This window comes from Microbacterium sp. ZXT2-5 (assembly GCF_055329545.1).
On the sequence record NZ_JBUZWD010000001.1, the window covers coordinates 1,539,111 to 1,560,442 of the forward strand.

The following is a 21,332-nucleotide window of genomic DNA, read 5'->3' on the forward strand; positions in this document are numbered from 1 at the left end:
GAAGGCGACCTTCGCGCCGGCGTCAGGGCGCCGGGCGGATCGCGGGTTCGAGTTGCCGGAAGAGCGCCCGGCTCGCACTCTCGATCATACCGAGCACCTCGTCGAACATTCCGGGCCCGGCATAGTACGGGTCCGGCACGTCGAGGGTCGGGGCGGCCGCGTCGAACGACATCAGCAGCGCGATCTTGTCGGCGTCGGCCTCGCTGCGCGCCCAGCCCCGCAGGATGCGCTCGTGGCTGCGGTCGAGAGCGACGATGAGGTCGCTGCGCGTGAAGTCGCCGTGGGTGAACTGCCGGGCGCGGTGGTGCGTGCCGTCGTAGCCCGCGCGGTGGAGCGCGTCGATCGTCCGCTGATCGGCGCGCTCGCCGACATGCCAGTCGCCCGTGCCGGCGCTCGTCGAGGCCACCCGGGACCCGAAGCCCGAGGCATCCGCGTATCCCCGGAAGACCACCTCCGCCATCGGAGAGCGGCAGATGTTGCCGGTGCATACGAAGACGACGCGGAAGGGCGCCACGTCGCTCGCGGTCATGGGTTCCATTCTGGACCGAGCCGACACCGAACGTTAAGGATCTCTCCTTCCGGACTCTTCCCGTGAGGGATGCCCCTCGCCTAGCTTTGCAGTCAACGGGCGGGCGACCGGCCTGCCCGTGTTCTCATGCGCGGCCACCAGACCGCGCGATGCCCGTGGAGGTTCCGTGTCCCCATCACCCCGCAGACTCCCCGCCGCGCTCGCGGCCGCCGCGCTGGCAGCGACAGGCATCGTGGCCTTCGCCGCGCCCGCCGCCGCGGCAGACGGAGACCTGCTGATCAGCGAATACGTCGAAGGATCGTCCAACAACAAGGCCATCGAGATCTACAACCCGTCGGACGCCGCGGTGGATCTCGAGGCCGCCGGCTACCAGCTTCGGCAGTACTCGAACGGCGGTGCGACCGCCGGCCTCACGATCAACCTGATCGGGACCGTCGCGCCCGGCGACGTGTTCGTGCTGGCGCACGGCGCCGCCGCTGAGGCGGTCCGCAACGCCGCCGACCAGCTCACCGGCACCACGACGGGCCTCTTCAACGGCAACGACGCGCTGGCGCTGGTCAAGGGCGGTTCCGCGGTCGACGTCTTCGGACAGATCGGCCTCGACCCCGGCGTCGCGGGCTGGGGCGCGGGAACATCCACCGCGACGACCAACAACACCCTGCGCCGCAGCGCGGATGTCTGCGTCGGCGACCCGGACGGCGGCGACGCGTTCGACCCCTCCGCCGGGTGGACCGGCCATGGTCAGGACGCTTTCGACGGTCTCGGCAGCCACACCGCGAACTGCGGCGGTGAGCCTCCCGCCGCGCGCGTGGTGATCAACGAGTTCTCAGCCGACACCACGGGCGCGGCCGACGTCGAGTACGTCGAGCTGCTCGCGAGCCCCGCGACGGCCGACCTGTCGGCGTACCGCGTGCTCGAGATCGAGGGCGACTTCAGCGGGACGGCGACCGGCACGGTCGACGAGGTCATCTCGTTCCCGGCGGCCGACGCGTCGGGGCGCAGCCTCGCAACGCTCGCCGGCGGCGCGCTGGAGAACGGCACGGTCAGCCTCCTGCTGGTGATCGGCACCTTCCCCGCCGTCGGGACCGACATCGACACCGATGACGACGGCGTCATCGACGACGGCCTCGGCTTCACCGTGGTGGACGCCGTCGCGGTGAAGGACGCCGACACGGACCTCGCATACGGCGGCGTCGTGCTCGGCGTCTCGTACGACGGCCTTGCATTCGATCCGGGCGGGGCCTCCCGCATCCCGGACGGCACCGACACGAACGCGCCGGCCGACTGGGTGCGCAACGACTTCGACCTCGCCGGGTACCAGGGCACGGCCGGCACCCCCGTCTTCGGGGAGGCGTTCAACACCCCGGGTGCCGCCAACGGAGCCGTTCCGCCACCCCCGCCGATCGAAGCGGGCTGCGACCTGGAGCTGGTCCCCATCGGATCGGTCCAGGGTGCGGGCGCGGCCTCCGAGCGCGACGGCGACAGCCTCCGCGTGACGGGCACTGTCGTCGGCGACTTCCAGACGGGCGGCTTCGACGGGTTCTACGTCCAGGACGCGGGCGACGACCTCGCCGACACTTCGGACGGGATCTTCGTGTACTTCCCCGGCGGGCCCGAGGTCTCGGTCGGCGACGTGGTCAACGTGGCGGGCGAGGTCGACGAGTTCTTCGGCCTCACGCAGATCAAGGCCGTCGACCTGGAGGTCTGCGCGACCGGTCAGACGCTGCCCGAGGCCGTCGAGCTGACGCTGCCGGCGACCCCGGAGCAGCGCGAGGCGCTCGAGGGCATGTACGTGACCCTGCCGCAGCAGCTGGCGATCGGCGAGACCTTCGACTTCGGGCGCTTCGGCACGATCAGCCTGACGCTCGGCCGCCAGTATCAGCCGACCGGGCTCTACGACGCGGGCTCGGCGGACGCGATCGCGCTCGCCGCGAAGAACGCCGCCGAGAGCATCGGCGTGGACGACGGTCGCAGCATCCAGAATCCCGACCCGGCGATCCACCCGAACGGCGAGGAGTTCACCCTGGCGAACACCTTCCGCAGCGGCGACCTCGTCGAGAACACCACCGGCGTCCTCGACTACCGCTTCGACACGTGGGGCGTGCAGGCGACGCAGGGCGCCGACTTCGAGGTCGGCAACCCGCGTCCCGAGGCGCCGGAGGTCGGCGGCGAGCTGAAGATCGCGAGCTTCAACGTGCTCAACTACTTCACGACGCTCACGGGCTCCGATGCGCGCGGCGCGAACGACCCGGTGGAGTTCGAGCGGCAGGAGGCGAAGATCGTCACGGCGCTGGCCGAGATCGACGCCGACGTCTTCGGACTCATCGAGATCGAGAACAACGGCACGGCGGTCGCGACCCTCACCGAGGCCCTCAACGAGCGCATCGGCGAGGACGTCTACGACTATGTCGACACCGGCGTGATCGGGGACGACGTCATCACCACGGCGCTCATCTACAAGCCCGCGTCGGTCACGCCCGACGGCGAGCACCAGCTGATGGACCAGTCCGTCGACGCGCGCTGGCTGGACGAGTACAACCGTCCGGGCCTGACGCAGACCTTCGTGGACGCCGAGGGTGCGAAGGTCACCGTCGTGGTCAACCACCTGAAGTCCAAGGGCTCCGACTGCAACGACGTCGGCGATCCGACGGACCCGAACGGCCAGGGCAACTGCAACGGCGTGCGCACCCAGGCGGCGGCGGCGCTCGCCGACTGGCTCGCGACCGACCCGACGGGTGCCGGCGCCGGGCGCGAGCTCATCATCGGCGACCTGAACGCCTACGCCCAGGAGGACCCCATCCAGGTGCTCACGCAGGCCGGGTACACCGACCTGCTGGCGGAGTTCCAGGGGACGGATGCCTACTCGTACGTGTTCGACGGGCAGCTCGGCTACCTCGACTACGCGCTGGCGGGTCAGGACGTGCTGGACGAGGTCACCGGGGCGGCGACGTGGAACGTCAACGCCGATGAGGCGAGCCTCATCGACTACGACATGACGTTCAAGGCGGACGCGCAGGACGCCATCTACGCGCCGGACGCCTACCGGTCGAGCGATCACGACCCCGTGATCGTCGGCCTCTCCCTGACGCCCCCGGACGTGACGCCGCCCACCATCGACGTCGAGGCCGACCCGTCGTTCATCCTGGCGCCGAACAACAAGATGCGCACCATCGAGTTCGACGTCGACGCCGCCGATGATCGCGGCGACGTCACGGTGGAGCTCACCGCGGTGACCGCGACGGGCTCCGACCGGGCCGAGTGGGAGATCACGGGCGATCGCACCGTCGAGGTCAAGGCGGTCAACGGCACCGTCTACGAGTTCACCTGGACGGCGACGGATGCCGCGGGCAACACCGCGACCGACACCGCCATCGTGGTCGTGGGCCTGAAGGGCCTCCTTCTGCAGCGGTGACCCCGTCGCGGGGATGCCACCCCGCGTGCGCGACCGGGAGGGGCGTCGTCCGTCGGGACGGCGCCCCTCCTCCCCATCCGGTGAGAGGGCCGCGCTCTGCACGGATCCCCGGCGGCGCGCTCCGCGGGCCCGCCTCTCCCGTGACGATCGAGGGGTGACAGTTCCACCGGCCGCCGGCTCGTCGGCCTCCCGTCTGCAGTCCGTCGCCGGTGCGCTCTCCCGCCTCATCGACCGGATCGCGGATGCCTCTCTCGTCGCGCGGGGACTGGCCGACGCCGTCGACTGGCAGGCACGGGCGGCGCGCGTGTTCCACGACCGCGCCACCGTCTGGGCGGGCGATGTCTCGGGACTCGCGTGCGTGGCCGAGACGGTGCGGCTCGACGTCCTGCGTGCACGGGATCGTGCCGCGTTCGCGGAGGCCCTGCCGGGTCTGCCGCTCACCGCGGAGCACCCGTGAGCGGCGCGCCGTCGGCGGACGGGCCGTGGGACCCGGAACGGGCGGTGCGGGTCGACTCGATGGACCCGTACGGGGGTCTCATCAGCGTGCTGGGCGAGAGCTGGCCCCGCACCGACCGGGGCCTGCAGCTCCAGGCGGGGGGCGCCGTCGCCGTCGACACCGCGACGCTCCGTGCCGCCGCCGAGCGGTTCGCGCACGCCGACGCCGAACTGGAGGAGATCGCGGCGACACTGGCCGGGCTGCGGCGGGAGCTGCGGAGCGAGCCCGCGCACACCGGCGACGCCGAGCTGTCGGCATCCGTCCTCTCCTCGAGGATCGAGGCCGCACAGGCGGAGGCGCGGCGGATCGCCGGGGCGCTGCGCGACGCTGCGCTCGCCTACGAGATGGTCGAGATCCAGGCCGAGCACCGCGCCGCCGTGCTGGCCGGGGACGCCCTTCGGGCAGAGCGGCTGGACGCGCGGTTGAGCGCGCTGGTCGCCGCGCATCCGGGCGCCTGGCGCACGGCGCTCGGCGCGGAGTTCGAGCGGGCCGTGCTGTGGCCGTCCGAGCTGGTTCGGCAGGCGACGCAGTGGGGCGTCGCGGTGGGCGGCACGGTGAGCGAGCCGGGGGCGGCCGTGCTCGGCGCGGGCATGGGTCTCCTCACGCTCGGCGGCGCCGCGTTCGTCGGGTTCGCGGGCACCGGCCGGCTGTCGCGGGATGCCCGCCTCACGGGCACGGCCGGCCCGGTGGCGCTGCGGACCGTGCCCCCCGCAGCGCCGAGCGGTGGGCCGCCGCTCGCGCCGGCCGCCGGGCCGCTGCCCGCGGCGGGTGCCACCGCGACGCCCGGGGCATCCGCCGTCGGGGCGCCCACCGTCGCGGCGCCCCCGGGGAACGGAGCCGCCGGGGCCGTGCGCGTTCCGCCCGCCGGACCGGTGGTCGCTCCGCAGAGCCTCGTCGCGGTGACCGAGCGGATGCCGGGAGCCGGCGACGCCCGCGTGCGGGTCGAGCGCTACACGATGCCGGACGGCAGCAGGCAGTTCGCGGTCTACGTCGCCGGCACCCAGTCGCTCGCGCTCGGCGGCGATGACCCGTGGGACAACGCGTCCAACGCGCAGCTCTACGCCGGACAGACGTCGGACTCGTACGCGGCCACCGAAGCGGCGCTTCAGGCGGCCGGGGCGCGGGAGGGTGACGTCGTGCACGCGTTCGGCCACTCGCAGGGAGCGATGATCGCCGGGCACCTGGCGCTCGAGAGCGGCTACGACGTGCGCACCCTCGTCTCGCTCGGCTCGCCGGTGGAGGCCGATGTCGGCGACGGGACGCTGAGCGTCGCGCTGCGCCACACCGACGACCCCGTCGCGGCGCTCGCGGGAGGCGGGCACGGCGAGGGCGTCGGGGCGCCGGGCAGCTTCGTCGCCGAGCGCGTCGCCGACCCGGACGCCGGTCTCGACGATGCGCGCGCCCCGGCGCATCGGCTCAGCGCGTACGCCGAGACGGCGGCGCTCGTGGACGCCTCCACCGATCCGCGCGTCGACACGTTGCGCGCGGTGTTCGCCGACCTCGGCCGCGCCGACGCGGTGGCGGTGACCGAGTACGCGGCGACGCGGGGCTCAGCGGGCGGGGTCAGTCCTTCTTCGGGCGGAGGATGATGCCGAAGACCCAGTTGATGAGGGTGATGATGATGGCCGCCAGCACACCCCACCAGAAGTCCTCGACGCGCAGGCCCCAGCTCCACCAGCTGGTGAGCCACGCCGTCAGCCACAGCAGGAACGCGTTGATGAGGAGGCCGATGAGACCCAGCGTGAGGATGTAGAGCGGGAACGCCAGCACCTTGATGACGGTGCCGATGATCGTGTTCACCAGGGCGAAGATCGCCGCGACGATGAGGTAGGTGAGCACGACCTGCAGGGTGTCGCCCGGCGCGAACGGGATGACGGTGACCTGGAGCGCGGGGATCAGGGTGACGACCCAGATCGCGAACGCGTTGACGACGACGCGGATGAGGAAGCCCATAGTGCGCCCAGTCTTCCACGACACCTCGCGGCGGCCAACGGTTCGCGGCGGGGTCCTCTCCGGCAGACGCGGAGCGGTCGCCGCTCGTAGACTCGGGGGCGTGACCGACGCTTCCGACATCCCCGTCCGCGTGCGCCCGGAGGTGGCCGCGCTCCCCCCGTACAAGCAGGGCAGGCAGGCGGGCGCCGAGGCGTACAAGCTCTCCAGCAACGAGAACCCGTTCGATCCACTGCCGGGCGTGCTGCAGCGCGTGCAGTCGGCGACGGCCTTCAACCGGTATCCGGATGCCACGGCCGCACGCCTGCGGGAGCGCCTGGCCGAGCGGTTCGGCGTGGGCACCGACGCGGTGCACGTCGGGGCCGGCAGCGTCTCGATCCTCGCGCAGCTGGTCCAGGCGACCTCCGGCCCCGGGGACGAGGTGATCTACGCGTGGCGGTCGTTCGAGGCCTACCCGTGGCTCGCGGTCGTCTCCGGCGCGACGCCCGTCCAGGTGCCGCTCGCCGCGGGCGCCCGTCACGACCTCGACGCGATGGCGGCGGCCATCACCGATCGCACCCGCGCCGTCCTGGTGTGCAGCCCGAACAACCCCACCGGGCCGGTCGTCACGCAGGCGGAGTTCGACGCCTTCGTCGCGCGCGTCCCCCGCGACGTGCTGGTCATCCTCGACGAGGCCTACGCCGAGTTCGTCACCGACCCCGACGCCGTCGACGGCGCCGCCGTCCTGGCCCGGGGCGAGAACCCCAACGTCGTCGTGCTCCGCACCTTCTCCAAGGCCTACGGCCTGGCCGGCCTGCGCATCGGCTACGCCGTCGGCCACCCGAGGATCCTCGACGCCGCCAGGACGACCGCCATCCCGCTGTCGGTGACCGCCCACGCCGAGGAGGCGGCGCTGGCGAGCCTCGACGCCGAGGCCGAGCTCCTCCAGCGCGTACGGGTCATCGCCGAGCGCCGCGACCGCCTCGCCGAGGAGCTGCGCGCCGCGGGCTGGGAGGTCCCGGCCGCGCAGGGCAACTTCGTCTGGCTTCCCGCCGGCGAAGAGACCGCGGCCTTCGCCACCGCTTTCGAAGAGGGCGGCCTGATCGTCCGCCCGTTCGCGGGCGACGGCATCCGGATCTCTGTCGGCGAGGAGGAGTCTGTCGAGAAGGTCCTAGGAATCGCGGCATCCGTTGTGAAGAACCTCCCGGAAGGGCACGCGGGGGCGCGGGCTAGCGTGGAACGGTGACCCCGCCTGAAGATTCGGTGACGACCGACGCCGCGGCGCCGGCCGAAGATCCCGCCATCGTCCGCTTCCTCCGCGCGGACGGGACCTTCGCGCCCACGCCCGCCGCCGAGCCCTACCGGGACGCGGTCGACGGCCTCGCCGACGCCGACCTCGAGACGTTCTACCGCGACATGGCGGTCATCCGCGCGTTCGACGTGCAGGCGACCAATCTGCAGCGCCAGGGACAGCTCGCCCTCTGGCCGCCGAGCTACGGCCAGGAGGCCGCGCAGGTCGGGTCCGCTCGGGCGGCGCGGACGCAGGATCACATCTTCCCGTCCTACCGTGAGCACGTCGTCACCAAGATCCGCGGCGTCGATTTGATCGACATCATCCGCGTGATGCGCGGACTGACGCACGGCGGGTGGGACCCGACCGACCCCAAGAACGGCAACACCCACATCTACACGCTCGTGCTCGGCTCGCAGACGCTGCACGCGACAGGCTTCGGCATGGGTCTCGTCTTCGACGGCCGCTGCGGCACCGGCGACGCCGACCGCGACGAGGCCGTCATCGTCTACTACGGCGACGGCGCCTCGAGCCAGGGCGACGTGCACGAGGCCATGGTCTTCGCCGCGAGCTATCAGACGCCCGAGGTCTTCTTCCTGCAGAACAACCAGTGGGCGATCTCGGTGCCGGTCTCGACGCAGTCGCGCTCGCCGCTGTACAAGCGCGGCGCGGGCTATGGGATGCCGAGCACGCTGATCGACGGCAACGATGTGCTGGCGAGCTGGGCGGTCACGCGCGCCGCGCTCGACGACGCGCGCGCCGGCGGCGGGCCGCAGGCGATCGAGGCGATGACCTACCGCCTGGGCGCGCACACGACGAGCGACGATCCCACGAAGTACCGCCCATCGAGCGAGGAGGAGGCATGGCGCCGCCGCGACCCCCTCGCGCGCATGAGGGCCTTCCTCCTCGCCCGCGGGGCGTCGGAGGCGTTCTTCGCCGACGTGGACGCGGAGGGTGCGGCTCTCGCCGACGACATCCGCACGCGCACCAACGCGCTGGGCGGACTCGAGCCCGACCAGCTGTTCGCCCACGTGTATTCCGAGCCCCACCCCCTCATGGCCGAGCAGCGCGAGTGGCTCGCCGGGTACGAGGCATCCTTCGAAGGAGGCGCATCGTGACCGACACCGACATCCGGACGACGAGCGCGACGGACGCCGACGCCGCCCCGGCCGTCCAGACGATGCCGCTCAGCCGGGCCATCAACGCCGGCCTGCGCGCGTCCCTCGCCGGCAGCGACCGCGTGCTCCTGATGGGCGAGGACATCGGCAAGCTCGGCGGCGTCTTCCGCATCACCGAAGGGCTGCAGGCCGAGTTCGGCGAGCGGCGCGTGATCGACAGCCCGCTCGCCGAGTCCGGACTCGTCGGCACCGCGATCGGGCTGGCACTGGCCGGCTTCCGCCCGGTCGTCGAGATCCAGTTCGACGGATTCGTCTTCCCCGCGTTCGACCAGATCACCTCGCAGCTGGCGAAGATGACGAACCGTCTCGAGGGCGCGGTGCAGATGCCCGTCGTGATCCGCATCCCCTACGGCGGGCACATCGGTGCCATCGAGCACCACCAGGAGAGCCCCGAGGCGTACTTCACGCACACCCCGGGCCTGCGCGTCGTGAGCCCGTCGACGCCGAACGACGGCTACTGGATGATCCAGGACGCGATCGCCTCGGCCGACCCCGTCATCTTCCTCGAGCCCAAGAGCAAGTACTGGCAGAAGGGCGAGGTCGACACGTCGGCCCGCGCGCTGCCGCTGCACGCGTCGCGCATCGTCCGCCGCGGCACCGACGTCACGCTCGTCGGCCACGGCGCCATGGTGACGACGATGCTGCAGGCCGCCGTGCTCGCCGAGGCCGAGGGCACCAGCATCGAGGTCGTCGACCTGCGCTCGCTGTCGCCCGTGGACTACGGGCCGATCCTCGACTCGGTGCGGCGCACCGGCCGCATGATCTACGCGCAGGAGGCGCCGGGCTTCACGTCGCTCGGCTCAGAGGTGGCGGCGACCGTGATGGAGCGCGCGTTCTATGCGCTCGAGGCTCCGGTGCTGCGCGTGTCGGGGTTCGATGCCCCGTTCCCCCCTGCCAAGCTCGAGGGCTCCTACCTGCCCGACGCCGACCGCATCCTCGAGGCCGTCGACCGGTCCCTCGCCTACTGACCCCCACCCTCGCCTCCTTCCCGATGGCCGGCCTCCCCTGCGAGTGAAGTGACGGGATGCCGCGAAAGGACACCGCATGAGCACCCAGACGTTCGTCCTCCCCGATGTCGGTGAAGGGCTGACCGAGGCCGAGATCGTCCAGTGGCGCGTCGCCCCCGGCGACGCGGTCGCGGTCAACGACGTCCTCGTCGAGATCGAGACCGCCAAGTCCCTCGTCGAGCTGCCGTCGCCCTTCGCGGGAACCGTGGGTGAGCTGCTCGCGGCCGAGGGCGAGACGGTCGAGGTCGGCGCCGCCATCATCACCATCGCCCCCGGCGCGGGGACGGATGCCTCCGGCCCGGCGACCGTCGGGCAGTCCGAGCACGGCGGCCCCGCCGCGCCGGCGCCCGATGCCGGCGAGGGTGCGGTGCTGGTCGGCTACGGCACCGGCGGACACGTCCAGTCGCGGCGCGCGAAGCGCGCGGTGCCGGCGGAGCAGCGGGTCGCGGCATCCGTCGGCGTGATCGCGAAGCCCCCGATCCGCAAGCTCGCCCGCGACCTCGGCGTCGAGCTCGGCGCCGTCACGCCCAGCGGCCCGGCCGGCGAGGTGACGCGCGACGACGTCGTGCGGCACGCGTCGCAGGCGAGCGTCTTCCGCAACATCGAGACGCCCGAGTGGGGCGACGTGCGCGAGGAGACCATCCCGATCCCGGCTCCCGCGGCGGCCACGGCGCCGGCCGCGCCCCAGGCCCCGGCGCCGGCGGCTCGGCCGGCTCAGGACTCGGGCGACAGCCGCGAGGAGACCATCGCCGTCAAGGGCGTGCGCAAGGCCACGTCGTCGGCGATGGTGCAGTCGGCCTACTCGGCGCCGCACGTGTCGGTGTGGACCGACGTCGACGCCACCCGCACGATGGAGCTCGTCAAGCGGCTCAAGGCGTCGCCCGACTTCGCCGACGTCAAGGTGTCGCCGCTGCTGATCATGGCCCGCGCCGTGATCTGGGCGGCCCGCCGCACGCCGATGGTCAACGCCGCGTGGGTCGACGCCGAGGGCGGCGCCGAGATCCGGGTGCGCCGGTACGTGAACCTCGGGATCGCCGCCGCCACGCCGCGTGGCCTTCTCGTCCCCAACATCAAGGACGCGCAGGACCTTTCGATGCGCGATCTGGCCCGGGCGCTCGAGAAGCTCACCCTCACGGCGCGCGACGGCAAGACCACCCCGGCCGACCAGCAGGGCGGCACCATCACGATCACGAACATCGGCGTCTTCGGCATGGATGCCGGCACCCCGATCATCAACCCCGGCGAGGCCGGCATCGTCGCCCTCGGCACCATCCGCCAGAAGCCGTGGGTCGTCGACGGCGAGGTCCGCCCGCGGTGGGTCACGACCGTGGCCGGCTCGTTCGATCACCGCGTGGTCGACGGCGACGGGATGTCGCGGTTCATCGCGGACGTCGCCTCCATCCTCGAGGAGCCCGCGCTGCTGCTCGACTGACGATGACGCCGCTCGCCCGAGCGATTTGAGAACGATTCTCATTACCCTTACGCTGGAGGGCATGACCTCCCTTCGACGTTCCCTGCCCGTGCTCGGCCTGGCGGCGGCATCCGCTCTCGTGCTCGCCGGATGCGCGAGCGGGCAGCCCGCGGACGGCGGCGAGGGAGGCGAGGCCGCGGATGGCCGGCTCTCGGTCGTCGCGTCGACCGACGTGTACGGCGAGATCGCGTCGCAGGTCGGCGGCGACCTGGTCGAGGTGACGTCGATCGTGACGAACGCGTCGCAGGACCCCCACTCCTTCGAGCCCAGCGCCCGCGACCAGCTCACCGTGTCGAAGGCCGACCTCATCGTCGAGAACGGTGGCGGCTACGACGCGTTCATCGACGCGCTCATCGACTCCAGCGGCAGTGAGGCGCCGGTCGTCACGGCGGTCGAGCACTCGCACGACTGGCCCGAGAACGAGGGCCACGAGGCCGAGGGCGCCGACGCGGAGACCGAGGGCGCCGACGACGCCGAGGCCGACGACCACGGTCACGAGCACGACCACGTCGAGGGCTTCAACGAGCACGTCTGGTACGACCCGCACACCGTCGCGCACGTCGCGGCGGCGATCGCCGCGGAGCTCGCCGCGCTGAGTCCCGACGACGCCGAGACCTTCGCCGCGAACGCGGAGGCCTTCGGGGCCGAGGTCGAGCAGCTCGAGGCCTCGCTCTCGGACATCGGCGCCGCCCACGCCGGAGAGCGGGTGTTCGTCACCGAGCCGGTGCCCGTGTACCTCGTGCAGGCGGCCGGCCTGGAGAACGCCACGCCGGACGCCTTCAGCGAGGCCGTCGAGGAGGGGCAGGATGTCGCCCCCGCGACGCTGCTGGAGTCCCTCGGGCTCCTGCGCGACGGCGGCGTGCGCGTCGTCATCACCAATACGCAGACGGGCGGCGCCGAGACGCAGCAGATGGTCGACGAGGCCGAGACGCTCGGGATCCCGGTGATCGCGTTTTCGGAAACGCTCCCGGAGGGGGAGACTTACATCTCGTGGATGCAGGCGAACAGCGAGGCGCTCAGCGCGGCGCTGGACGCGTGACCCCCGGCTCGCCGGCCGCCGGGCGTCCGGTCGTCCTCAGCATCCGCGACGCCGCCCTGCAGCGCGGCGACCGCGAGCTGTGGTCGGGGCTCGACCTCGACGTCCACGCCGGCGAGCTGGTCGCGGTGCTCGGCCCCAGCGGCTCGGGCAAGACGACGCTGCTGCGGGCCATCCTCGGCCTCGAATCCCTCTCGTCGGGCGAGATCGCGGTCGAGGGCGCGCCGGTGACCCGCCGGGGCAACCGTCGCATCGGCTACATCCCCCAGGCGCGCCCGCTGCCGCCCGACACGTCGCTGCTCGGCCGCGACCTCGTCACGCTCGGCGTCGACGGCCACCGGTTCGGCCTGCCCCTTCCGCGCCGCGGCGACCGCGCCCGCGTCGACGCCCTGATCGACGCGGTCGGCGCCCGCGGGTTCGCCGACCGGCCCGTCGGGCTGCTCTCCGGCGGCGAGCAGCAGCGGCTGCGCGCCGGGCAGGCGCTCGCCGACGACCCGCGCCTGCTGCTGTGCGACGAGCCCCTCACGAGCCTCGACCTCGCGAACCAGCAGGCGGTGATCGGTCTCATCGACCGGCATCGCCGGGAGAAGGATGCCGCGGTCCTGCTGGTGACGCACGACATCAACCCGCTGCTGGGCAAGGTCGACCGCATCCTGTACATCGCCAACGGCCGATTCACCCTCGGAACGCCGCAGGAGGTGCTGCGCTCGGACGTGCTGACCGCGCTCTACGGCGCGCACGTGTTCGTGCTGCGCGCGGGCGACCGGCTCGTCGTCGTGGGCGCACCGGACGCCGAGGCATCCCACCACCACCACGAGGCGCACGCATGAACTGGGACGACATCGCCGACGCGATGTTCGGGGGTCTGCCGTTCTACGGCGAGATCCTCGCGCTGGTGGCGAACTCGGTGTGGGCGGGCGCCGTGCTCGGGCTCGTCGGCGGGCTCATCGGCGCCTTCGTCATGCAGCGCGACATGGCGTTCGCGGTGCACGGCATCAGCGAGCTGTCATTCGCGGGCGCCGCCGCCGCCCTCCTCATCGGGTGGGACGTCGTGACGGGGTCGATCGTCGGGTCGCTCGTCGCCGCCGCCCTCATCGGCGTGCTGGGGGCGAAGGCCCGCGACCGCAACTCGATCATCGGCGTGCTGATGCCGTTCGGGCTGGGCCTCGGCATCCTGTTCCTGTCGCTCTACGACGGCCGCAGCGCCAACCGCTTCAGCCTGCTCACCGGCCAGATCGTGTCGGTGCAGACCGGCCAGCTCGGCTGGCTGATCGGCATCGGCGCCGTCGTGCTGCTCGGCCTGCTGCTCATCTGGCGCCCCCTGCGGTTCGACTCGCTCGACCCGCAGTCCGCCGCCGCGCGGGGCGTGCCCACCACGGCCGTGTCGCTGGCCTTCATGCTGCTGCTCGGCCTCATCGTCGCCGTCGCCGTGCACATCATCGGCGCGCTGCTGGTGATGGCGCTGCTGGTGACCCCGGCGGCCGCGGCCATGCGCGTCGCGTCCGGACCGCTGTCGGTCCCGCTGCTGTCGGCGCTGTTCGGGTTCGTGTCGGCGGTGGGCGGGATCCTCCTCGCGATCATGGGCACGCTTCCGGTCAGCCCCTACATCACGACGATCTCGTTCGCCATCTACGTGGTGTGCCGCGTGGTCGGCGCCCGCCGCGACCGCGTCACGCGGGCGGCCGTCGGCGCCGGGTCCCGGTGACCCGCGTCCGGCTCGCGCTCAGGACCCGCCGGTAGACTCGCCCCCATGGCCCAGCGCAACACGTGGCAGCGCGAACGCGTGCGCGAAGCCCTCTCCGACGCCAGAGGCTTCGTCAGCGCGCAGTCGCTGCACGCGACCCTCCGCGGCGAGAACACCGGCATCGGTCTCGCGACCGTGTACCGCGCGCTGGCCGGCCTCGCCGCCCAGGGCGAGGCCGATTCGCTGCAGAGCCCCGAGGGCGAATCGCTCTACCGCGCCTGCACGAGCACGGGCCACCACCATCATCTGATCTGCCGCTCCTGCGGGCTGACCGTCGAGATCGAGGCGACGGACGTCGAGCAGTGGGCCAAGCGCACCGCCGAGCGCCACGGATTCCGCGACGCCGAGCACGTCGTCGACATCTTCGGGCTCTGCGGGTCGTGCGCCGCGACCCGGGACGCAGAGCGTGACGCGGACTGAGCCTCAGTCCCGGCAGGCGCAGCGGTCCCCCGGCATGCCGGACCCGCGGCGCACTCCGGTGACCGCCCGTCTCGAGCCGACGCCGCAGGCGCGCGCCCTGCTGTGGATCGGCGTGGGCGTCGCCGTGGTGGCCGGGCTGTTCCTCATCGACTGGCTCGCCCCGGCGCTGTTCCCCGCACCCCTCCCCACACGGGCGCAGGACGGGCTGACGCTCGCCATCAGCGTGCTCATCGAGTCGCTGCCGTTCGTGGCGCTCGGCGTGGTGCTGTCGATCGTCGTGCAGGTGTGGGTGCCGCCGGGTGTGATCGAGCGATGGATGCCGCGACGCGGGTGGGCCCGCCGGGCCGTGCTGTCGCTGCTCGGCATGATCGTGCCGGTGTGCGAATGCGGCAACGTGCCGTTCGCCCGCGGTCTGCTGATGCGCGGCTTCTCCGTCTCGGAGACCCTCACGTTCCTGATCGCGGCGCCGATCGTGAACCCCATCGTGATCATCACGACGCATCAGGCGTTCGGCTTCAGCGACGGCATCCTCGTGGCGCGCCTGCTGGGCGGGTACGCGATCGCGAACCTCATCGGCTGGCTGTACTCGCGGCATCCGTCTCCCGACGCTCTGCTCACCGACCGCTTCCGCGACACGTGCGAGCTCGTGCTCCACGAGCCGGGCGGCAAGTGGCGGCGCACCCTGGCGCAGTTGGTCATCGAGCTGCGTGCGGTCATGCCGGCGCTCGTCATCGGCTCGGCGCTCGCCGGAGCCGTGCAGGTGCTCATCCCGCGCGAGGCGCTGCTCGCGATCGGGGCCAACCCCGCGCTGTCGATCGTGGCGATGATGGCCCTGGCCATGGTGGTGTCGATCTGCTCCAACGTCGACGCGTTCTTCGCGCTGTCGTTCGCCTCGACCTTCACGCCCGGGTCGATCGTCGCGTTCCTGCTGGTCGGGCCACTCGTCGACGTGAAGATGCTCGCGCTGCTGCGCACGACCTTCACGTGGCGCACGCTCGGCGGGATCGTCGTCGTGGTGGTGCTGTCCGCCTTCGCGATCGGGACGGCGGTGAACCTCCTTGCGTAAGGCGGAGTGGGTCGCCACGCGGTGGCTCGGTGTGGGCCTGGCCGCGGTGCTGGCCGTGGTCACGATCTCGCTGGCGGTCACCGGACGCCTCGGGCTGTACATCAACCCCGACTCGACGTGGTTCGCGGTGTCGATGGCGGTGGTCGTGCTCGTCGGCACGATCGCGTCGTTCACGCTGCCGCTCGGCGCGGAGGCCGACCACGGGCACGAGCACGCGCCCGCGGACGCCGGCCCTGCGCCCGCCGGCGAGCGAGCGGCCGCGACGGAGTCGGAGATCTCGACGCTCATCCTCCGCCATCGGGACGACCAGCCCGATCCGGAAACGACTCGCGGCGACCGCCACGGCGCGCACGGGCACGACGACCACGTCCACCGCAGCCATCCGCTGGCGTTGGCGGCGACCGCGGTGGGCGGTATCGCGGCGTCCGGCGTCGTCGTGCTGACCCTCGTGCTGCCCCCGGCCTCGTTGAGCGCCGAGCTCGCGATGTCGCGCGACGTCGGCGCCACTCCGCTGTTCGGCGGGGCGGACACGGTGCAGCTGGCGTCGACCGGCGACACGGCGTCGTTCGGCGTCGGCGAGTGGGCGACGGTGTTCGCCACCGCGACCAACCCCGAGACGTTCGACGGCGAGCCCGTCGAGCTCACCGGCTTCGTGACGCCGGGTGAGGACGGGGCCTTCGACCTCACTCGCCTGGTCATCACGCACTGCGTCATCGACGCCCAGCCGGCCAGCCTCCCGGTGGTCGTCGGCGAATCCTCGCCCGACACCGGGCAGTGGGTCACGATCACCGGGACGGTGCGCTCCTCGTCCGACGGCCGGCTCGTGGTCGACGCCGCCGCCGTCGAGGAGATCCCCGAGCCCGAGGATCCGTATGAGTACTGAGCCCGGCCCCCGCACCCGGCGCTCGCAGTCCCGGCACCGCCGCAGCCGCGCGTTCGCCGGGATGTTCGCCGTCGTCGTCGCGGCGCTGGCGGTCGTCGGGCTCGCCGGCGCTGCCGCCAGCGTCGCCCAGGGTCCCCGCGTGACGCAGGTGTCGGTGGATCCGGAGGCGGCGGCCGCGGCATCCGGATCCCGGCTCATCGTCACGACGACGCAGTCGCTCGCCGAGGTCGACCCCTCGCAGGTGACGATCACCCCCGAGACGCCCTTCGAGGTCGACACGTCCGGTCGCAGCGTCGGCGTGCGGTTCGCGCTGCCGCTGTGGGACGACACCGAGTACACCGTCGCCATCGACGACGTCGCCTCCCTCGGCGGCGGCCCGACCGCCACCATCACCGAGACGTTCCGCACGCCGCCCACCGAGATGTTCCTGCTGCAGCGCGGCGGTGCCGACCAGGCGGGCGGGACGGACGGCGACCTCATCTACCGCACCGACCTCACCGGGCAGAACGCGGTGCCCGTCTTCCGCCACCCGCACATCGAGGACTTCCGCGCGACCGGCGAGCACCTCGTGGTGTCGGTGCGCACCGACGACGACCAGCCGGGGCTCATCGTGACCGACCTGGACGGCGAGAACGAGCAGGAGCTGCCGCTGCCCGGCGACGGGTTCATCTCGAACCTCCAGAGCGCCGACCGCGGCGAGCGGATCGGGTACACCTTCTCGGACGCCGAGCTCGACGCCGATTCGGGCCGCGAGAGCCGGCTGTTCACGGCCTCGCTCGGCGACGTCGACGCCGAGCCGCGCGAGATCGAGGTCTCGGGCTCCGACCCGCGGGTCGCCGAGTGGCGGTTCGTGCCCGACACCGACAGCATCCTGCTGATGTCGTTCGACGGGTCGCTGCTGCTGACCGGGTCGGGCGCCGATGCCGGCGCGGCGACCGCCCTCGGCGCGGCCGTCGGGATCGACGGCATCGCGCGCGGATCCAGCGAGGCCGTCGTCGACCGCCTCGAGCAGTCCGTGGTCATCGACCTCACCGACGCCAGCGAGGAGCCCCTCGTCGCGCCCGAGGCCGATCTGGGCGGCACCACGTCGGTGACGCCGCTGCCCGACGGCTCGACCATCCGGACCGCCGCGGTGCTCGAGGACGACGTGCCGACGGGCCGCACCTCGGTCGCGCTGGTCGACGCGGACGGCGCCACGCGCATGCTCACCGAGCTGGCGGAGACGGATGCCGTCATCCAGGTCTGCATATCTCCGAGCGCCCGGTACGTCGCGCTCATGCTGGCGCCGGATGCCGTCACCAACCCGTACGACACCTATCAGCTGCCGCTGCCCGAGCGTCCGCAGACCCGCATCCTGAAGGTGGACGACGGCGAGGAGGTCGTCGCGCTCAACGGGGCGTCTATCTCGTGGTGCCAGGTGCCCCCGCTCTGACGCTCCCGCGTGGCATCCGCGCGTATGCACCCCTGCCCACGAACCACGATCTCGGCGAGCGACCACGCTACCGTCGCCGACAGCGTGGTCATTCGACGACGTCGCGGTTACTCGGCGGGCGGTTGCGAAGGCTCGCGGGGAACGGCGGCCGCCGCGGGCTCGCGCTATGACGCGGCGCGGGGCGGTGGAGCGGATGCCTCCCCGGCGGCCGCGGCCGGCTCCGGGAGCTTCGACGGCAGCCCGGACGCCAGCATGAGACCCAGCACCGTCAGGGCGAAGACGAAGAACAGCGACTGCCGCAGCGACTCCACCTGCGTGTCGGCGTAGAGCTGGGCGACCTCGGCGGCGGATTCGGGGTCGGCGCCGGCATCCGTCAACAGGTCCTCGGCCTGCTGCTGCGAGATGATCGGCGCCCCCTTCGACGCCGTGGCGACGACCTGCTCGCGGATGTCGTCGGGCAGCGTGTCACTCTGCTGCACCGCCGCCGTGAAGCCCGACGTGAGGAGGAGGATGAACACCGATCCGACGACGGCGGTGCCGAACGAGGAGCCGAGGTTCTGGAACGTGCCCTGCAGGCCGCCGACCTCCGACGTGTCGGACTGCTCCACGGCCGACATGTTGACGTTCCCGAGCTGGGAGGCGAGCAGGCCGAAGCCCGCGCCGACGATGAACATGCCGGCGGCGAACGTCCAGTCGGCGAGCTCGGGCTGCACGGCGAGGAAGACGACGAGCACGCCCAGGCCGAGCGTGAGCTGGCCGATGCGGCCGATGTTCTTCGCCGAGCGGACCGTCGACAGGCGCGACCCCACCATCGAGAACACGATGAGGCCGGCCGAGAGCGGGAGGATCTTCAGGCCGGTCTGCAGAGCGTCGAAGCCCAGGATCGTCTGCAGGTACACCGGGATGACGAAGAACAGCGCGGCGATGGCGAAGTACTGCGCCATGAACATCGTCAGGCCGCTGCGCAGCGCGGGGATCCGCAGCAGGCTGACCTTCAGCAGCGGCACGCCGCCGGTCCGCTCGAGATGCTGCTGGCGCCGGACGAACCCCCAGAGCACGAGGATCGACAGCAGGATCAGGTACGCCACGGGTGAGACGCCGAAGGGTGCGAAGGGCTCGCCGTTGATCACGGGCGGGTTCAGCGGCACGACCCAGCCCCATGTCTTGGACTGCAGGATGCCGTAGACCAGCAGCCCGAGGCCGAGCGCCGACAGCACCACGCTGAGCAGGTCGATCTTGAGGCCGCGGTCGCCCGGGACGTCCTTGATGCGGCCCGACACGAGGAGCACGAGGGTCATGACGATGGCCTCGGCGACGAAGACGTAGCGCCACGACGAGTACGTCGTGACGAGCCCGCCGATGAGGGGGCCGGCCGCCGCGGCGCCGCCGGTCACCGCGCCGAGCACGGCGAACGCGACCACGCGCGCCCGCCCCTCGTAGTTGATCGCCGCCAGCGCCGCGATCGCGGGGATCACCAGGACGGCGCCCAGGCCCTCGACGAGCGACCAACCCAGCATCAGCACCGTGAGGTTGGGACTCAGGGCCGTCGTCAGCGAGCCGACGCCGTACACGACCGAGCCGATGCGGAAGGCGAGACTGCGGCCCCACCGGTCGCCCAGCTTGCCGCCGGTGAGCATGAAGGCCGCCATCGTCAGCGCATAGAACGTGATGGCCGCCTGCATGCCCGAGATGTCGGTGCCGAGATCGGATGCCACCGTCGAGATCGACACGTTCATCACCGTGCTGTCGAGCACCATGATGAACTGCGCCACGCTCAGCAGGATGAGCACGAACCACTTCCCCATGCGCGAACAGTAGCGGTTGCACGGCGACCCGTGCGCGACCCGGGGGCCGCAGGGGCGGACGTAGACTCGCACGCATGGTGCGGCACGGGTGGCGGGCGGCGACCCGTTCTGACCTCGAAGCCCTTCCCGCCGAGGTGGCGCCGAGACTCCTCGGCGCACGCCTCGAGACCGTGGTCGACGGCGAGACGGTGGCCGTGCGGGTCACCGAGGTCGAGGCGTACCACGGCCGTGGCACGGGTCCCGTCCCCGATCCTGGATCGCACGCGCGCATGGGGCCCACAGCGCGCAACGCCACGATGTGGGGCGAACCGGGGCACCTGTACGTCTACCTGAGCCACGGCATCCACTCCTGCGTGAACGTGGTCTGCGGGCCCGAAGGCGTCGCCGGCGGTGTGCTGCTGCGCGCCGGGCAGGTGATCGAGGGGGTGGATGCCGCGTCCCGCCGCCGCCCCGCCGCGCGCACGACGCGCGACCTGGCCCGCGGGCCCGGCCGATTCGGAGACGCCGTGGGGCTGCGGCATCCGCTGCACGACGGCATCGACGCGATCACCGGCGAGCCTCGGCACGGTGCCCGCGCGCGCCTGCAGCTGCTCGTCGACCCGCTCGCCGACATCGCGTCGGGCCCGCGCGTGGGGGTCGCGGGCGTCGCGGGGACGGCGGCGTACCCGTGGCGGTACTGGGTGCCGAGCGACCCCACCGTGTCGCCCTTCCGCTGGGGGCGCGGCGCGCGGGAGGCCGCCGACAAGGGCGACACGCCGTCCGTGCTAGACTGACTCTTTGTCTGCGCGCACTCCAGCACGCAGTACGTATCCCACTCCCGAACGAGGCCTTCACCGGCCGGGTCGGGCGCGGGGTGCAGACAAGGGATCTTGGGTGGGGCCGTCCGGCTCCACGGTACTAAGGAGACATCACTATGGCAGCAGTGTGCCAGGTGACTGGAGCAGTTCCCGGCTTCGGTCACAACATCTCGCACTCGCACCGCCGGACGAAGCGCCGCTTCGACCCGAACGTGCAGAAGAAGACCTACTTCGTTCCGTCGCTGGGTCGCAACATCAAGCTCAACGTCTCGGCCAAGGGCATCAAGGTGATCGACGCCCGTGGCATCGAGGCGGTCGTGCGTGACCTCCAGGCGAAGGGTGTGAAGCTCTGATGGCCAAGAAGGCACAGGACGTCCGTCCGATCATCAAGCTGCGTTCGACCGCCGGCACGGGGTACACCTACGTGACGCGCAAGAACCGCCGCAACAACCCCGACCGCATCGTGCTGAAGAAGTACGACCCGGTCATCCGCAAGCACGTCGATTTCCGAGAGGAGCGCTGATCCATGGCTAAGAAGAGCAAGATCGCGCGCAACGAGCAGCGCAAGGTGGTCGTCGACCGCTACGCCGCCAAGCGCGCCGAGCTGAAGAAGGCGCTCGTGTCGCCGACGTCGACCGACGAGGAGCGCGAAGCCGCTCGCGTGGGCCTGCAGAAGCTGCCCCGCAACGCATCGCCCGTCCGCGTTCGTTCGCGCGACGTCATCGACGGCCGCCCCCGCGGTGTCCTCACGAAGTTCGGCATCTCGCGTGTCCGCTTCCGTGACATGGCGCACCGTGGCGAGCTGCCCGGCGTGACCAAGTCGAGCTGGTAAGCAC

At 72.1% G+C, this 21,332-nt stretch carries 21 protein-coding genes; 18 read left to right on the top strand and 3 right to left on the bottom strand.

The window, feature by feature from the left end:
* Positions 1-22: 22 nt before the first annotated feature.
* A complete protein-coding gene (locus ACZBH1_RS06695) occupies positions 23-529 on the bottom strand; it encodes a low molecular weight protein-tyrosine-phosphatase (protein WP_336394086.1) in 507 nt (168 codons plus the stop codon).
* 166 nt (positions 530-695) lie between these two features.
* Between ACZBH1_RS06695 and ACZBH1_RS06700 the strand changes: the two genes are divergently transcribed.
* The 3 genes from ACZBH1_RS06700 (at position 696) to ACZBH1_RS06710 (ending at position 6,026) form a co-directional block, all read left to right on the top strand.
* Positions 696-3,941 carry an ExeM/NucH family extracellular endonuclease gene (locus ACZBH1_RS06700; RefSeq protein ID WP_463645889.1) on the top strand — a complete coding sequence of 1,082 codons (3,246 nt, stop codon included), beginning with the start codon at positions 696-698 and terminating at the stop codon, positions 3,939-3,941.
* Between the two features lie 154 nt (positions 3,942-4,095).
* Complete coding sequence (locus ACZBH1_RS06705; RefSeq protein ID WP_378879153.1) at positions 4,096-4,398, top strand: hypothetical protein; 303 nt, start codon at positions 4,096-4,098, stop codon at positions 4,396-4,398.
* Entirely contained in the window at positions 4,395-6,026 is a 1,632-nt protein-coding gene (locus ACZBH1_RS06710) for a serine/threonine-protein kinase (RefSeq protein WP_463645890.1), read from the top strand. The genes ACZBH1_RS06705 and ACZBH1_RS06710 overlap by 4 nt, the downstream gene beginning before the upstream one ends.
* Here the strand turns inward: ACZBH1_RS06710 and ACZBH1_RS06715 are convergent.
* Positions 6,001-6,390, bottom strand: a complete 390-nt coding sequence (locus ACZBH1_RS06715) for a phage holin family protein (RefSeq protein ID WP_336394090.1) — start codon at positions 6,388-6,390, stop codon at positions 6,001-6,003. The two genes, ACZBH1_RS06710 and ACZBH1_RS06715, sit on opposite strands and share 26 nt — an antisense overlap.
* A 100-nt stretch (positions 6,391-6,490) precedes the next feature.
* Between ACZBH1_RS06715 and ACZBH1_RS06720 the strand changes: the two genes are divergently transcribed.
* The 11 genes from ACZBH1_RS06720 (at position 6,491) to ACZBH1_RS06770 (ending at position 17,894) form a co-directional block, all read left to right on the top strand.
* A complete protein-coding gene (locus tag ACZBH1_RS06720; protein ID WP_463645891.1) occupies positions 6,491-7,612 on the top strand; it encodes a histidinol-phosphate transaminase in 1,122 nt (373 codons plus the stop codon).
* Positions 7,609-8,775, top strand: a complete 1,167-nt coding sequence (locus ACZBH1_RS06725; protein WP_378879146.1) for a thiamine pyrophosphate-dependent enzyme — start codon at positions 7,609-7,611, stop codon at positions 8,773-8,775. Before ACZBH1_RS06720 ends, ACZBH1_RS06725 begins: the two co-directional genes overlap by 4 nt.
* A 62-nt stretch (positions 8,776-8,837) precedes the next feature.
* Positions 8,838-9,803: an alpha-ketoacid dehydrogenase subunit beta gene (locus ACZBH1_RS06730; RefSeq protein WP_336395027.1), complete on the top strand. Its 966-nt coding sequence runs from the start codon at positions 8,838-8,840 to the stop codon at positions 9,801-9,803.
* A 76-nt stretch (positions 9,804-9,879) separates the two neighbouring features.
* Entirely contained in the window at positions 9,880-11,274 is a 1,395-nt protein-coding gene (locus ACZBH1_RS06735) for a dihydrolipoamide acetyltransferase family protein (RefSeq protein WP_463645892.1), read from the top strand.
* 61 nt (positions 11,275-11,335) lie between these two features.
* On the top strand, positions 11,336-12,352 hold the full coding sequence (locus ACZBH1_RS06740; RefSeq protein ID WP_463645893.1) for a metal ABC transporter solute-binding protein, Zn/Mn family: 1,017 nt from the start codon (positions 11,336-11,338) through the stop codon (positions 12,350-12,352).
* Entirely contained in the window at positions 12,349-13,179 is an 831-nt protein-coding gene (locus tag ACZBH1_RS06745) for a metal ABC transporter ATP-binding protein (protein ID WP_463645895.1), read from the top strand. Before ACZBH1_RS06740 ends, ACZBH1_RS06745 begins: the two co-directional genes overlap by 4 nt.
* On the top strand, positions 13,176-14,054 hold the full coding sequence (locus ACZBH1_RS06750) for a metal ABC transporter permease (RefSeq protein WP_463645896.1): 879 nt from the start codon (positions 13,176-13,178) through the stop codon (positions 14,052-14,054). The genes ACZBH1_RS06745 and ACZBH1_RS06750 overlap by 4 nt, the downstream gene beginning before the upstream one ends.
* A gap of 45 nt (positions 14,055-14,099) precedes the next feature.
* The gene (locus tag ACZBH1_RS06755) at positions 14,100-14,513 is read left to right on the top strand and encodes a Fur family transcriptional regulator (protein WP_336394097.1); all 414 of its coding nucleotides are present in this window, start codon (positions 14,100-14,102) and stop codon (positions 14,511-14,513) included.
* Positions 14,514-14,547: 34 nt separating this feature from the next.
* Positions 14,548-15,579: a permease gene (locus ACZBH1_RS06760; protein ID WP_463645897.1), complete on the top strand. Its 1,032-nt coding sequence runs from the start codon at positions 14,548-14,550 to the stop codon at positions 15,577-15,579.
* Positions 15,572-16,462 carry a TIGR03943 family putative permease subunit gene (locus ACZBH1_RS06765; RefSeq protein ID WP_463645898.1) on the top strand — a complete coding sequence of 297 codons (891 nt, stop codon included), beginning with the start codon at positions 15,572-15,574 and terminating at the stop codon, positions 16,460-16,462. The genes ACZBH1_RS06760 and ACZBH1_RS06765 overlap by 8 nt, the downstream gene beginning before the upstream one ends.
* Positions 16,452-17,894 carry a hypothetical protein gene (locus tag ACZBH1_RS06770; RefSeq protein ID WP_463645899.1) on the top strand — a complete coding sequence of 481 codons (1,443 nt, stop codon included), beginning with the start codon at positions 16,452-16,454 and terminating at the stop codon, positions 17,892-17,894. The genes ACZBH1_RS06765 and ACZBH1_RS06770 overlap by 11 nt, the downstream gene beginning before the upstream one ends.
* A 164-nt stretch (positions 17,895-18,058) precedes the next feature.
* Here ACZBH1_RS06770 and ACZBH1_RS06775 read toward each other — a convergent pair whose 3' ends face one another.
* The gene (locus ACZBH1_RS06775; protein WP_463645900.1) at positions 18,059-19,699 is read right to left on the bottom strand and encodes an MFS transporter; all 1,641 of its coding nucleotides are present in this window, start codon (positions 19,697-19,699) and stop codon (positions 18,059-18,061) included.
* A 74-nt stretch (positions 19,700-19,773) separates the two neighbouring features.
* On the opposite strand from ACZBH1_RS06775, the gene ACZBH1_RS06780 reads away from it, so the two are divergent.
* The 4 genes from ACZBH1_RS06780 (at position 19,774) to rpsN (ending at position 21,328) form a co-directional block, all read left to right on the top strand.
* Positions 19,774-20,472, top strand: coding sequence for a DNA-3-methyladenine glycosylase (locus ACZBH1_RS06780; RefSeq protein ID WP_463645901.1), 699 nt, complete (start codon positions 19,774-19,776; stop codon positions 20,470-20,472).
* Between the two features lie 140 nt (positions 20,473-20,612).
* Positions 20,613-20,849: a 50S ribosomal protein L28 gene (rpmB, locus tag ACZBH1_RS06785; protein ID WP_013584774.1), complete on the top strand. Its 237-nt coding sequence runs from the start codon at positions 20,613-20,615 to the stop codon at positions 20,847-20,849.
* The gene (gene rpmG / locus ACZBH1_RS06790) at positions 20,849-21,019 is read left to right on the top strand and encodes a 50S ribosomal protein L33 (protein ID WP_018173550.1); all 171 of its coding nucleotides are present in this window, start codon (positions 20,849-20,851) and stop codon (positions 21,017-21,019) included. Before rpmB ends, rpmG begins: the two co-directional genes overlap by 1 nt.
* Positions 21,020-21,022: 3 nt before the next feature.
* Positions 21,023-21,328, top strand: coding sequence for a 30S ribosomal protein S14 (gene rpsN / locus ACZBH1_RS06795; protein ID WP_127820367.1), 306 nt, complete (start codon positions 21,023-21,025; stop codon positions 21,326-21,328).
* Positions 21,329-21,332 lie beyond the last annotated feature (4 nt).

Excerpts from the sequence above, each read along its gene's own strand:
- ACZBH1_RS06695 (WP_336394086.1), bottom strand. The coding sequence starts at position 529 with ATGACCGCGAGCGACGTGGCGCCCTTCCGCGTCGTCTTCGTATGCACC.
- ACZBH1_RS06715 (WP_336394090.1), bottom strand. The coding sequence starts at position 6,390 with ATGGGCTTCCTCATCCGCGTCGTCGTCAACGCGTTCGCGATCTGGGTC.
- ACZBH1_RS06730 (WP_336395027.1), top strand. The coding sequence starts at position 8,838 with ATGCCGCTCAGCCGGGCCATCAACGCCGGCCTGCGCGCGTCCCTCGCC.
- ACZBH1_RS06735 (WP_463645892.1), top strand. The coding sequence starts at position 9,880 with ATGAGCACCCAGACGTTCGTCCTCCCCGATGTCGGTGAAGGGCTGACC.
- ACZBH1_RS06740 (WP_463645893.1), top strand. The coding sequence starts at position 11,336 with ATGACCTCCCTTCGACGTTCCCTGCCCGTGCTCGGCCTGGCGGCGGCA.
- ACZBH1_RS06750 (WP_463645896.1), top strand. The coding sequence starts at position 13,176 with ATGAACTGGGACGACATCGCCGACGCGATGTTCGGGGGTCTGCCGTTC.
- ACZBH1_RS06755 (WP_336394097.1), top strand. The coding sequence starts at position 14,100 with ATGGCCCAGCGCAACACGTGGCAGCGCGAACGCGTGCGCGAAGCCCTC.
- ACZBH1_RS06760 (WP_463645897.1), top strand. The coding sequence starts at position 14,548 with ATGCCGGACCCGCGGCGCACTCCGGTGACCGCCCGTCTCGAGCCGACG.
- ACZBH1_RS06770 (WP_463645899.1), top strand. The coding sequence starts at position 16,452 with ATGAGTACTGAGCCCGGCCCCCGCACCCGGCGCTCGCAGTCCCGGCAC.
- ACZBH1_RS06775 (WP_463645900.1), bottom strand. The coding sequence starts at position 19,699 with ATGGGGAAGTGGTTCGTGCTCATCCTGCTGAGCGTGGCGCAGTTCATC.
- ACZBH1_RS06780 (WP_463645901.1), top strand. The coding sequence starts at position 19,774 with ATGGTGCGGCACGGGTGGCGGGCGGCGACCCGTTCTGACCTCGAAGCC.
- rpmB (WP_013584774.1), top strand. The coding sequence starts at position 20,613 with ATGGCAGCAGTGTGCCAGGTGACTGGAGCAGTTCCCGGCTTCGGTCAC.
- rpmG (WP_018173550.1), top strand. The coding sequence starts at position 20,849 with ATGGCCAAGAAGGCACAGGACGTCCGTCCGATCATCAAGCTGCGTTCG.
- rpsN (WP_127820367.1), top strand. The coding sequence starts at position 21,023 with ATGGCTAAGAAGAGCAAGATCGCGCGCAACGAGCAGCGCAAGGTGGTC.